This window comes from Microcystis sp. 0824 (assembly GCF_003112475.1).
Classification (GTDB): Bacteria; Cyanobacteriota; Cyanobacteriia; order Cyanobacteriales; family Microcystaceae; genus Microcystis; species Microcystis aeruginosa_C.
Genome location: NZ_BDSM01000053.1, coordinates 18,057 through 29,938, shown reverse-complemented (window position 1 = coordinate 29,938; position 11,882 = coordinate 18,057). Strand labels below are relative to the sequence as shown.

The 11,882-nt window shown below is 44.2% G+C and carries 12 protein-coding genes; 7 read left to right on the top strand and 5 right to left on the bottom strand.

The features are described 5' to 3' along the window. Positions 1 to 134: 134 nt before the first annotated feature. The 3 genes from N0824_RS17480 to N0824_RS17460 all read right to left on the bottom strand — a co-directional run bounded on the left by N0824_RS17480 (position 135) and on the right by N0824_RS17460 (position 3,720). Positions 135 to 1,373 carry a lipid-A-disaccharide synthase gene (locus N0824_RS17480; RefSeq protein ID WP_108937678.1) on the bottom strand — a complete coding sequence of 413 codons (1,239 nt, stop codon included), beginning with the start codon at positions 1,371 to 1,373 and terminating at the stop codon, positions 135 to 137. Positions 1,374 to 1,526: 153 nt separating this feature from the next. Next, the gene (locus tag N0824_RS17475) at positions 1,527 to 2,687 is read right to left on the bottom strand and encodes a sugar phosphate nucleotidyltransferase (protein WP_104395428.1); all 1,161 of its coding nucleotides are present in this window, start codon (positions 2,685 to 2,687) and stop codon (positions 1,527 to 1,529) included. A gap of 736 nt (positions 2,688 to 3,423) precedes the next feature. Continuing rightward, a complete protein-coding gene (locus N0824_RS17460) occupies positions 3,424 to 3,720 on the bottom strand; it encodes a DUF4090 family protein (protein ID WP_002767845.1) in 297 nt (98 codons plus the stop codon). A gap of 20 nt (positions 3,721 to 3,740) precedes the next feature. Here N0824_RS17460 and N0824_RS17455 point away from each other — a divergent pair, with 20 nt between their 5' ends. The 6 genes from N0824_RS17455 to shc all read left to right on the top strand — a co-directional run bounded on the left by N0824_RS17455 (position 3,741) and on the right by shc (position 9,521). Beyond that, positions 3,741 to 4,229 (top strand): BlaI/MecI/CopY family transcriptional regulator, encoded by a 489-nt coding sequence (locus N0824_RS17455; RefSeq protein WP_002767846.1) that lies wholly within the window; start codon positions 3,741 to 3,743, stop codon positions 4,227 to 4,229. Next, positions 4,229 to 5,077: a M56 family metallopeptidase gene (locus tag N0824_RS17450; protein ID WP_108937676.1), complete on the top strand. Its 849-nt coding sequence runs from the start codon at positions 4,229 to 4,231 to the stop codon at positions 5,075 to 5,077. The genes N0824_RS17455 and N0824_RS17450 overlap by 1 nt, the downstream gene beginning before the upstream one ends. 2 nt (positions 5,078 to 5,079) lie before the next feature. Continuing rightward, positions 5,080 to 5,547 carry a thioredoxin-dependent thiol peroxidase gene (bcp, locus tag N0824_RS17445; RefSeq protein ID WP_108937675.1) on the top strand — a complete coding sequence of 156 codons (468 nt, stop codon included), beginning with the start codon at positions 5,080 to 5,082 and terminating at the stop codon, positions 5,545 to 5,547. A gap of 156 nt (positions 5,548 to 5,703) precedes the next feature. Beyond that, a complete protein-coding gene (gene rpsB / locus N0824_RS17440; RefSeq protein ID WP_044034024.1) occupies positions 5,704 to 6,501 on the top strand; it encodes a 30S ribosomal protein S2 in 798 nt (265 codons plus the stop codon). A gap of 116 nt (positions 6,502 to 6,617) precedes the next feature. After that, complete coding sequence (tsf, locus tag N0824_RS17435) at positions 6,618 to 7,373, top strand: translation elongation factor Ts (RefSeq protein WP_045359756.1); 756 nt, start codon at positions 6,618 to 6,620, stop codon at positions 7,371 to 7,373. A gap of 240 nt (positions 7,374 to 7,613) precedes the next feature. Next, positions 7,614 to 9,521 carry a squalene--hopene cyclase gene (gene shc / locus N0824_RS17430; protein ID WP_108937674.1) on the top strand — a complete coding sequence of 636 codons (1,908 nt, stop codon included), beginning with the start codon at positions 7,614 to 7,616 and terminating at the stop codon, positions 9,519 to 9,521. 762 nt (positions 9,522 to 10,283) lie between these two features. Here shc and N0824_RS17425 read toward each other — a convergent pair. Continuing rightward, complete coding sequence (locus N0824_RS17425) at positions 10,284 to 10,571, bottom strand: hypothetical protein (protein ID WP_108937673.1); 288 nt, start codon at positions 10,569 to 10,571, stop codon at positions 10,284 to 10,286. Between the two features lie 14 nt (positions 10,572 to 10,585). After that, entirely contained in the window at positions 10,586 to 11,239 is a 654-nt protein-coding gene (gene upp, locus N0824_RS17420; protein ID WP_108937672.1) for a uracil phosphoribosyltransferase, read from the bottom strand. 420 nt (positions 11,240 to 11,659) lie between these two features. Between upp and N0824_RS17415 the strand changes: the two genes are divergently transcribed. Further along, positions 11,660 to 11,875: an NAD(P)H-quinone oxidoreductase subunit O gene (locus N0824_RS17415; protein WP_045361132.1), complete on the top strand. Its 216-nt coding sequence runs from the start codon at positions 11,660 to 11,662 to the stop codon at positions 11,873 to 11,875. Positions 11,876 to 11,882: the final 7 nt, after the last annotated feature.

Genomic DNA, 11,882 nt, shown 5'->3' with positions numbered 1-11,882 from the left:
TTTTTAGGGAAAAAGTCCCGGAATTTTCCCCCTGATCACTCCCATACCTGGTACTTTTTGATTGACAAAAAGTCTAAAAGTCTTACCCAACAAGGTTTTTAGATTTATTCAGCAAACCCTAATTATCTAATTGATTAGAAACTAGACAGTTGTTCGGCAATAATAGATACTAACTTATCCACTGCTCCTGCTTGCCCACGCACTGCCCGCAATTTTTGCCGGATAGCCTCTAATTGTTCGGGATTTTCTAACCAAGATATAGCCAGATTTGCCACTTCTTCTGGTTGTAATTCCCCCAATAATTCCGGAACAATTTCTGCACCGGCCCAAATATTTGGCCAGGCATATAAACGCTTTTTCCGCAACATATAGAGATTAATTATCTTAGCAAATAAAGACCCCACCCCCGGCAGTTGGGCTAATAAACCGGGTAAACCGTCCCAAGTCCGCATCGCGTCTAGTTGCTGAGTCGGTAGTAAAATAATCATCGGGATTGCCAGCGCTCCTAATTCGGCAGTATTAGCACCCACCGTCGTTAAAGCTAAATGACAGCGAGAAAGCTGGTTATGGGCGGGAAAATCGGTAATTAGGTCAACTTTTACCCCCTTAGCTGTTTCTAGATAGGGTTTTTCACCGTTTTTTAATTTGGCAGCACTCCAACCGGTTTTAGTGATCATCGGATTATAGCTAGGATCGGCAAATTTCGCCAAATAAGCTAAATTTAGGGTAGGAGCGACGGGAATTAAGAATTTAGTCCGGGGATCCTGCGCGTGTATCTTTTCGGCAATAGCTAGGGTTAGGGGTACACCCTGGGCTAATTTCGAGGGTTTGGAACCCGGGAGGAGTGCAATTAAGGTAGCATCATCCGGGGTGATAGCAGTGGGCAAATCTACCATTAAATCGCCGATAACAGTAAATTTATGCTGATATTGTTGGGGAACATTATTTAATACACTTGTATTCATCACGGCGAAGCGATCGATCCCCCGATACCAACGCGCTTCCCATTCCGCATAGATGACGGTGCGATAACCCAAACGTTTACCGATGGTGAGGGCAAAAAATTGATCGCCCCCTAAAAATAAAACGATGCCCTTGGAGTGCCAATCCCAATTATCGGCGGTTTTTCCCCAGAAAAGAAAATTAAAGAATTTTTCTGGCGACTGGACTCGATCGACCTCCGGATATTTCCTAACTACTTCCGTTTCCGCCCCCATAGAATGGGTACAAGGGGAAAGAATCACCGAAATCCGCAACAGGGATCGATCTTCTGTTAAGTTTTGTCGCAATCTCTTGACAACTGGACGCACCCATGTAGATATTTCTCCGGGACCATTGGAGAGAATGAGAAGATCAACAGGAGAATCAAACATGATAAGTAGTCGTGCAAAATTAATGTCTTGGTTAGGATAGGCAAAAGGCAAAAGGCAAAAGGCAAAAGGTACTCATGCAAGGAGTGGTTAGATATGTGTAATTAATTTTGCTTAGGTACTTATCAAGTAAAAAGTTCCCCGTTGCGGTGTTGCCTACTTGCCATTGAATAAAGAACGAATTGCCTGATGTTTAGGGTGATCAAACTCTGGGAGAACCTTGCGGGTATCAGTAATCAACCAATCCAAGGCTGCCGCTTCCACATCGATCGCCGCGCCGGTTTTATCAACACAGTAGCGCCCAAAGACCAACTTATCCACCAAACGCGCCCCTGAACCGAGGCGAGAATATTCAAAAATAACGCTATTATCCACCGTCGCGCCGCCACAAATCCAACAATTTGGGCCAATCATACTCGGACCGACAATTTTCGCCCCGTCTTCAATGCGCGTCATTGCCCCGATATACACAGGTCCGGTGATATCGACTCGATCCCAGTTTACCCCCACATTTAAGCCCGTGTAGATGCCCGGTTTAACTTCGATACCGGGGATAGCAACATTTTTAATTTTCCTGGATAACACCCCGCGAATTGCCTGCCAGTAGTCGGGGACTTTACCAATATCCACCCATTCAAAATCCATGTTTAAAGCGTAGAAAGGCGCACCTTTAGCGACTAATTGGGGGAATAACTCGCCCCCGATGTCGTATTTACTATTAGGGGGAATAAAATCAATGATTTCTGGCTCAAAAATATAGATACCCGTGTTAATGCAGGTACTTAAAGCTTCATCGATGGCGGGTTTTTCTTGGAAACTGAGAATCCTTCCCTCCTCGTCGCTAACTACCACCCCATAACTGGATACTTCCTCTCTGGGGACGGTTTTGGTGACAATAGTAGCGATCGCTCCTTTTTCCCGATGCCATTTAACGGCTGCGGTTAGATCGAGATCAATCAGCGCATCACCACAGAGAACCACAAAAGTATCGTCAAAAAAGGGATTAAAATCTTGAATTCGTCGTAAACCGCCCGCCGATCCCAGGGCATCACCGATTAACTCGCCCTCTTCGATTCTACCTTCAAAAGAATAACCGATATGCACCCCAAAACGCTGACCATCGCGGAAATAACTCTCAATTTCTTCGGCTAAATGGCTGACATTCACCATGATCTGATCAAAGCCATGCTGTCGCAACAGTTCCAATAAAAACTCCATCACCGGCTTTTGTAAAATCGGGATCAGGGGTTTGGGAATCGTATGGGTAATCGGACGGACACGAGTTCCTTTGCCTGCCGCCAAAATCATGGCTTTCATCGATGTTTATTTCCTTTTGCGATCGAGGTTTGTAGTTAAATCATGCCTAGTGTATCATTACTGGCTCGGAATCAGTGGTTATCTCTTGGGGGTGCCTCGAAAAATAGATTTACTTTAGCATTGCACCGCCGAAAACCCCGATGAAAGCTTGGTTGATTCTCAATTAGTCCGAAGATTTTCTCAATAATTCCAATTGATCGAGCTACCCTTTGAGTAATTGATAACGGGAAAAAGTGAGAGATTTAACCCAGATTACACTGATGGACAAAATTAACCTATCAACTTTGCTGTAACTCATACTACTCAGTCCTCTAGGCTAAGATGATCAAAAAAACGCAAGTTTTTAAATTGATGGGCAAAAAAAGTTTAATTTTAGGCAATAACCAAGGCGTTAAGTACCTAAGCAAAATTAATTACACATATCTAACCCCCCCTTGCCTCTTGCCTTTTGCCTTTTGCCTTTCTTCACTAGGAAATTTATTTTGCACGACTACTTATGTCTAGGCTACCTCGAAAAATCGAATTCTGAGGGACGGAGAGCCTTGTTAGTTGTTGAAAATTATTCCCTCTTCATCAATGTATATCAAGGATATTTCCTCGACCAACACTTTGTTAACAAAATCTTTTATTCGAGGTGTCCTTGAGCATTAGATTAACCTAGACTCCCTGCCTAATTTCCCCAACAATCCGGTTAACCGCAAGCAGTCTAGGCGAAAAATGGCGAGCAAAAATTTGACTACTTGAGATAGTAAAAAGCGATTTCTTTCTCCTTGAGGGGAGCAAAATCGGCGGCTAACAACAGCTGATTTAATTCCTCTTGGGGGATATGTTTGGCCCCGATGCGGACAATTCGCGATCTCATCGTGTTAGAAACCCCGCTTCTTTGTCGTCCTGCTTCCAAACCCATTACCCGGTGATAAAGTTCCAATTTTGCCTGGGGAATCGGGGAACCATCAAAATCAATGCCATTAGCGATCGCCACATCAATGGCATCAGCACCCGTAGTTGTGGTTAAATTAGTTTCGGTGGACATAAAGACAATATAAAGGATCGTTGCTATTTTATCAGGCGATCGATATCCGCCGCTATGATCAAGAAAGTAATCTTCATTTCTGTGTAACTATGGCTCAATTGCCGACCTATCAACCAAAACAGTTATCCCTAGGCCCCCTAGAAGCGGAAATTCTTAATATTGTCTGGGAATTGGAAACCGTCAGCGTTAAGGATGTCCACGATCGCATTTTAGCGGATCCAGAACGGGATCTGGCCTATACTTCTGTGACTACGGTACTGCGTCGTTTAACTAATAAAGGCTGGTTAAGTTGTTATAAACAGGGTCGGATTTTCTACTGGAAACCGATGGTTTCTAAGGAACAAGCACAGGCAATTAAAGCCTACGAACAATTACATCGTTTTTTGGCTATTGGTAATGCGGATGTGGTGGCTTCTTTTGCCGATAGTCTCGATACTGCTAGTGTCGAACAATTAAAAGCGATCGCCTCTCGTTTAGATACCCTGCGTCAACAACGGAGAGAAAGCTAATGCACGGTTCAATGTTATTACTAGCATTAACTATCGCCATTGGTTTACGTTGGTTTCTGCCTAGCTATCAGCGTCGTTGGCAGACAACGCTATTTTTCTTCCTCTTTCCTCCTTTGCTGCTGTTAATGACAGTTATATCGGTGGTTTGTATGGGCTATCGCGGGCAAATGCTAGGCTATAACTCCAGTTTAATTAGTTACTTTAGTGCCATAATTTGGCTAGTTTTTGCTATATTCTGTCTGATAAAACTCTCCTATCAAACTTGGCAAACCCATCGGGATTTTAGCAGTTATCCCCTCAAAAAAATCACCGCTCAGAAGGCGAGAGTTTTAGCAGTGGATTTTCCCTACAGTGCCAGAGTTGGCTTCTGGAAGTCGGAATTAATTGTAACCCAAGGATTATTAAATCTCTTGGATCAAGAACATTTACAAGCAGTTTTAGCCCACGAACAAGCTCACCAAGAATATCATGACACTTTCTGGTTTTTCTGGTTAGGTTGGTTGCGATCGATGTCTTCTTGGCTGCCCAATAGCGAGAACTTATGGTCAGAATTGGTCTTCTTGCGGGAATTACGCGCCGATAAGTACGCTTCTGGACAAGTGGATTATTTACTATTAGCTGAATCGCTGCTTTTAGTGGCAGAAAAAGTTAATCAAGTGGCGGAAATAAATTTTTCCGCTACTTGCTGTGTCGCTCTCAATGATCATTCTTTAAATAATCGTTTATTAGAGAGAATCGATGCTTTAGTCGAGTCAGAAAAACCAGAATTTCCCAGATTTAACTATCAAGTCTGGCTATTGCTTTCCCTCTCCCTCGCTCCTTTCTTACTCTTGCCTTTACACTCCTAAAAATGACCCTAGAAGTTGGACAAAAAGCCCCCGAATTTGCCACCCCAAACCAAAGGGGGGAAATTAGCAAATTAGCAGATTTTGCCGGTCAATGGTTGGTCTTATATTTTTATCCCAAAGATAACACCCCGGGCTGCAGCACAGAAGCGAGCGATTTTACCGCTTTGTCGCCGCAATTTCAGCAATTAAACGCGGTAATTCTAGGAGTTAGTCCCGATTCAGAGAAGTCCCACTGTCGTTTTATTGAAAAACACAATTTAACTATTCAATTATTGAGCGATACCGAACATCAACTGGCGGAAATTTATCAAGTCTGGGGATTAAAAAAATTTATGGGTAAGGAATATATGGGGATTAAACGATCCACTTTTCTGATCGACCCCCAGGGAAATATTGCCTATATTTGGTCAAATGTCAAGGTAAAAGCCCATGCAGAAGCGGTTTTGAAAAAACTTGAGGAATTGCAGTAGCAAGCCCTCAGTACCCAATATTTACGGGTATGCAATCGCGCCCTTTCGTGTTAGACTAGAAAAGTTGTCAAAAATCGCACATCTAGGCGATCGGGTGTTTCTAGGAATCTAGAAATCCAGCCCTAGATGGAGGATAAACCCGAAAAGGAGAAAAATATGCCCGTTGTCTCTCTCGCAGAATTGCTAGAGTCTGGGGTTCACTTCGGCCATCAAACGCGCCGTTGGAACCCGAAAATGTCTCAGTACATCTACACTGCCCGAAATGGGGTTCATATCATTGATTTGGTGCAAACTGCCCAATTAATCGAAGAAGCTTACGAATTTGTCCGAGGAGAAGCCGATAGCGGTAAACGTTTTTTATTCATCGGTACGAAGCGGCAAGCAGCAGGAATCATTAAACAGGAGGCTTTACGCAGCGGCAGCCACTTCGTTAACCAACGCTGGTTAGGGGGAATGTTAACCAACTGGGAAACCATTCGCGGCCGGGTAGAAAGACTCAAAGAATTAGAAGAATTAGAAAATAGTGGCGCCCTCGATAAACGACCGAAAAAAGAAGCATCGGTACTGCGTCGGGAATTGGGCAAACTAGAAAAATACCTCGGTGGCATTAAAACCATGCGCCGGCTGCCAGATTTAGTCATCGTAGTGGATCAGCGTCGGGAATACAACGCTATCCAAGAATGCCAAAAATTGGGCATTCCCATCATCTCCCTCTTGGATACTAACTGTGATCCCGACTTGGTAGATGTGCCGATTCCCGCCAACGATGACGCAATTCGCTCAGTCAAACTGATTTTAGGCAAAATTAGCGATGCGATCATCGAAGGTCGTCGCGGTGGTCAAGCAGCGGTGGAAGAATACGAGGAAGACTACGATAATGAAACCGAGTACGAGGAAGAAGGTGATTATTCCCAATACGCCGCTGAATTTGCCAGTGGAGACGACGATAACTAGGGAAAATTAGCCATTGATCGCAGCTAGGTTCGGGGGGAAACTTTCCGAGCCTATCGAGCGGTCAAACCTGCCCCTCTCGTGGCATGATCAATTATAAGCAGTAGGTTAGGAATTTTATGGCGGAAATTACAGCACAACAGGTTAAAGAACTTAGGGAAAAGACCGGCGCCGGCATGATGGATTGCAAGAGGGCGCTGACGGAAAACGCGGGGGATATAACCAAAGCGATCGAATGGTTGCGTCAAAAAGGGATTACTTCCGCCGAGAAAAAAGCTAGTCGGGTAGCGGCAGAAGGGATGATCGGCAGTTACATCCACACCGGCAGTCGCATCGGTGTTTTAGTAGAAGTGAACTGTGAAACCGATTTTGTTGCCCGTCGCGAGGAGTTCAAAAAATTGGTTAATGACGTGGCGATGCAGATTGCCGCTTGTCCTAACGTCGAATATGTGAAAGTGGCCGATATTCCCGCCGAAATCGCCGCCAAAGAAAAAGAAATTGAGATGGGACGGGACGATTTAGCCAATAAACCCGATAATATCAAAGAAAAAATCGTCGCCGGCCGCATTGAAAAACGTTTGAAAGAACTTTCTCTGCTCGATCAACCCTTTATCCGCGACCAGAACATCAGTATTGAGGAGTTGATTAAACAAGCGATCGCTGCTTTGGGAGAAAATATTCAGGTGCGTCGTTTCCAACGCTTTGTACTAGGTGAAGGGATCGAAAAAGAAGAAACGGATTTCGCCGCCGAAGTAGCCGCCCAAATGGGACAAAAAGCCCCGGAACCCGTAGCAGCAGCCCCGCAAGTGGAGGAAAAAGCCCCGGAACCGGCAGCGAAGGATAATCCGCCCGCTAAAGGCAAAAAGAAAAAGTAAGTTAAATGAAGATAAATCTGGTGGGGTGCGAGTTTCGTACCCTTTTTGTCTTCAGGGGGGTGGGGGTACTTGATCAGTTATCAGTAATCAGTGAAAAGAAAAAAGAAATTGGCAACCAAAGCAGATTCCTTTATTGGATTCTTTGGGAACAAAAGCCCATTCTTTAGCTACTTATTAAAAACTTTGTAAATAAGATCTTATTTGCACTCGTGGTCCCTAGAGGTTGTCGAACGGAAAAAAATGCAGATTCAGGACAAAATCACCGAAATAGCCGCTAAAACAGCGAAAGCGATCGAACTTTCTCAAAATTATTTACTTTCTACCCAATACCCTGACGGTTACTGGTGGGCAGAATTAGAATCTAATGTCACCATCACCTCAGAAGCAATTTTACTGCACAAAATCTGGAAAACTGACAAAAATCGCCCCCTAGACAAAGCAGCCACCTATCTGCGTCAGCAACAGTGTCCTAACGGCGCTTGGGAGTTATTTTATGGCGATGGTGGCGATCTTAGCACCACTGTGGAAGCCTACATGGGGCTGCGACTATTGGGAATTCCCGCTAATGATCCTACTTTAGAAAAAGCCAGAGAATTTATCTTAGCTCAAGGTGGCATCAGTAAAACCCGCATTTTCACCAAAATGCACCTTGCTTTGATTGGTTGTTATGATTGGCTAGGGGTTCCCTCTATCCCCGCTTGGATCATGCTACTGCCGGAAAATTTCCCTTTTACTATCTATGAAATGTCCAGTTGGGCGCGGGGAAGTACGGTTCCTTTATTAATTGTTTTCGACAAAAAACCCGTGTATAAAATGGGTTTTAATCTCGATGAACTCTATACAGAAGGGGTGAATAATGTCAAGTATGAGTTACCAAAAAGTAACAATTGGTCAGATGTTTTTCTCTGGTTAGATGGACTGTTTAAATGGACAGAAAAAACTAATTTGGTTCCCTTCCGTCAAGAAAGTCTGAAAGCGGCGGAAAAATGGGTGATTGAACGACAGGAAGACACAGGGGATTGGGGGGGAATTATCCCGGCGATGTTAAATTCTCTGTTAGCTTTAAAAGCCCTAGGTTATGATGTTGACGATCCGATTGTTGCCCGCGGTTTAAAAGCGGTGGATAATTTTGCCATTGAGACGGACAATACTTATTGTGTGCAGCCCTGTGTGTCGCCGGTTTGGGATACGGCTTGGGTAATTCGATCGCTAATTGAATCCGGGCTAAATCCTGCTCATCCAGCTATGATTAAAGCGGGACAATGGTTAATCGATCAACAAATTCTTGATTATGGCGATTGGGCGATTAAAAATAAAATCGGAACCCCTGGCGGTTGGGCTTTTGAATTTGACAATCGCTGGTATCCCGATTTAGACGATTCGGCAGTGGTGGTGATGGCTTTAGAGTTAATTAAAATGCCCGATGAAAATATTAAAAAAGCTGTGATGAAACGGGCAGTTAATTGGATGGCGACTATGCAGTGTAAAGCTGGTGGTTGGGGAGCTTTTGACATCGATAACGATCAAAACTGGCTTAATTCTTTGCCCTATGCCGATCTAAAAGCAATGATCGATCCTAATACGGCTGATGTTACTGCCAGAGTTCTAGAAATGTTAGGCACTTGTGATGTTAACATGGAGGAAAATCGAGTTAAAAAAGCTTTGGATTATCTGGAAAAAGAACAGGAAGCTGATGGTAGTTGGTTTGGTCGTTGGGGTGTAAATTATATTTATGGAACCAGTGGGGCGTTATCTGCTTTGGCTTTTCTGGAACCGAATAAATATCGCCAGCAATTGCAAAAAGGAGCCAATTGGTTAAGCAGTTGTCAAAATGTTGATGGTGGTTGGGGTGAAACCTGTTTTAGTTACAATAACCCTAAATTTAAAGGACAGGGAAATAGTACCGCTTCCCAAACTGCTTGGGCATTAATCGGTTTATTAGCCGTCGGGAAAGTAACAGGCAATTATCAGCGAGAAGTGATTGAAAAGGGCGTTAACTATCTTCTTGTTACCCAAAAAGAAAATGGTACATGGGATGAAGATTACTTCACCGGTACAGGGTTTCCCTGTCATTTTTACCTGAAATATCATTTCTATCAGCAGTATTTTCCTTTACTGGCTTTGGGGCGTTATCGGGCTTTAATTTAGTCCGTTAACCTATTAATTTTTGTTTAAAACTAAGTACCTAGGGCTGGCTGAATAATGGTAAAACCCTTTTAAAATAAGGCTTTTGACCTGTTAAAATCCGATGTTAGTACAAGAATATAGGATTGGGACATTCAAAAACCTGGCATTATTCTTTTTATAGTACACAAACTAGTACAAAAAAGAAGGGCAACAAAGCCTGAAACGACCGGCTACTGACGACCGACTCCTGACGACCAACTCCTAACCCCACCAACAAAATTTTTGTCGCAAACCCTACCTAAGCAAAATTAATTAGGGGTTGCTGAAAAAGCTTTTCCTGGGGGCAGGGTGTGGGGTGTGGGGTGTGGGGTGTGGGGTTTTACCGATTTTGAGGTAGTCAGTTACCTAATTTTCAGGGAAAAAGCACCTGAATTTTCCCCCCGATCCCCGCAATGGCTGGCACTTTTTAAGGGGAAAAAAGTCTAAAAGTCTTATCCAACAAGGTTTTTAGATTTATTCAGCAAGCCCCAAGTAGAACCAGGAAACGAGGCAAGGTAAATAGTTATTAAATTGTAGCTTAGGATACAACGCAAGGACGGTAAATGTGTATAGTTTTGGTCGCTCGCTCTGTGTCACTCTTTTGGGTTGCGCTGTCGCTTAACGCAAGCTAGGCAAGCACTGAATTTTTCCCCCGCTCACTGCAATGGCTGGCACTTTTTGATGGGAAAAAAGCCTAAAGATATTATCCAACAAGGTTTTGAGATTTATTCAGCCAGCCCTATTTTAATGATCGCTGCCGTTTTCCTGTACCGATCCTAACTGTTGACGCACATCATCGATCGCTAGATTTAACTGGGCAATTTTATCTTCTAAACTGCGGCGGGCCATTTCCATGCCTTCCTCTGGAGTCAAGCGCCCATGGCGGATACCCTCCAAAAAGGACTGATTATCACCATCTCCTAAACCGCGACGGCTGCGATTAGCCAACACTGTCCCCAAAACACCGCCCACTAAACCACCGACAATCGCACCGGCTAAAAAACCGCCCGCAAACCCATCTCGCTGACTCATAATCCCTTTTTCTCCTAATAGGTTCCAAAAGCTCGATCGCCGGCATCGCCCAACCCCGGCACGATGTAACCGCGGCTATTTAATCCTTCATCGATAATAGCCGTATAGATGTTCAAGCTGGGATAATTTTGACTCAATTTCTGTAAAGCTGGCGGGGCAGCCACCACGGAAATCACCCGAATCAGGGCAGGATCAACGCCTCTGCTGGTAATTTCTGCCATTGCCGTTGAAATTGATCCCCCCGTGGCTAACATCGGTTCAAGAATTAACACTCTCGTGGCCGGATCAAAACTGGCCGGTAATTTATTTAAATAACAACTTGCCTCCAGGGTTTCCTCATTTCTGGCTAAACCGAGGTGATAGGTACTAGCTAGGGGTAAAAGACTTTGCGCCCCTTCCAACAGGGCTAATCCTGCGCGTAAAATCGGGACTACGGCGATCGGTACGCTAGGATCGATAAAAGTAGCCGGACATTCCGCTAGAGGGGTTTTAACGCTAGTTTCCAGCGTCGGCAACCATTGCCTGGCTGCTTCGTAGGTTAACCAGCGCCCTAGTTCTGTCATTGCTGTTTTAAACAGTACCGAGGGGGTATTTTGATCGCGGGCGATCGCCAGCCAATGCTTAACCAGAGGATGTTCGGGAACATAGACGCGCAGTTGTAAAACCATGAAAACACGAGAACTCGATCGAGGGCTAAACTTTATCTTAAGCCAAAAAGCCATCAGCCCGGAATCAGTTAAGTAGTCGTGCAAAATTAATTTCTTGGTTAGGATAGGCACTCATGCAATAGGCAATAGGCAAAAGCTTTATCGAAATGTGTAATTAATTTTGCTTAGGTACTTATCAGTTTCTGAAGCCAAGGGGCGACAGGCACTCCTGCACAAGAAAGAATCCGGCAATTCTCCTACCTAAAAACAAGGGTAAAAACTAAGTACATCAAAGCTTGTAGCTTAACCAATTAGGGTTTAGATTCGGCCTTTGGTATTAGTTCTCAGTTCACGGATGACTGAAAAAAGCTCTTGTCAGAGTCCCGCCCGAATATGTAACAATTTATGGGAGAAACCCCAAGCAAATTCAACGAGAAAAACATGGCAGCTACAATTAAGAAAGGAGCTTTAGTCCGCGTGGTGACGGGAAACCTAGAAAATAGCCTCGAAGCCCTAGCCAGCGATCGCCGTTTACCCAGTTATATGTTCAACTCGACGGCAGAAGTCTTGGATATAAAAGATGATTATGCTTTGATTAAATTCTATGTTCCCACCCCCAGTGTGTGGCTAAAGCTCGAACAACTGGAACCCGCCTGATGAGGAT

Bases quoted from the DNA above. Each gene is read 5' to 3' on its own strand.
- N0824_RS17480 (WP_108937678.1), bottom strand. From the start codon at position 1,373: ATGTTTGATTCTCCTGTTGATCTTCTCATTCTCTCCAATGGTCCCGGA.
- N0824_RS17475 (WP_104395428.1), bottom strand. From the start codon at position 2,687: ATGAAAGCCATGATTTTGGCGGCAGGCAAAGGAACTCGTGTCCGTCCG.
- N0824_RS17460 (WP_002767845.1), bottom strand. From the start codon at position 3,720: ATGTCCACCGAAACTAATTTAACCACAACTACGGGTGCTGATGCCATT.
- N0824_RS17450 (WP_108937676.1), top strand. From the start codon at position 4,229: ATGCACGGTTCAATGTTATTACTAGCATTAACTATCGCCATTGGTTTA.
- bcp (WP_108937675.1), top strand. From the start codon at position 5,080: ATGACCCTAGAAGTTGGACAAAAAGCCCCCGAATTTGCCACCCCAAAC.
- rpsB (WP_044034024.1), top strand. From the start codon at position 5,704: ATGCCCGTTGTCTCTCTCGCAGAATTGCTAGAGTCTGGGGTTCACTTC.
- tsf (WP_045359756.1), top strand. From the start codon at position 6,618: ATGGCGGAAATTACAGCACAACAGGTTAAAGAACTTAGGGAAAAGACC.
- shc (WP_108937674.1), top strand. From the start codon at position 7,614: ATGCAGATTCAGGACAAAATCACCGAAATAGCCGCTAAAACAGCGAAA.
- N0824_RS17425 (WP_108937673.1), bottom strand. From the start codon at position 10,571: ATGAGTCAGCGAGATGGGTTTGCGGGCGGTTTTTTAGCCGGTGCGATT.
- upp (WP_108937672.1), bottom strand. From the start codon at position 11,239: ATGGTTTTACAACTGCGCGTCTATGTTCCCGAACATCCTCTGGTTAAG.
- N0824_RS17415 (WP_045361132.1), top strand. From the start codon at position 11,660: ATGGCAGCTACAATTAAGAAAGGAGCTTTAGTCCGCGTGGTGACGGGA.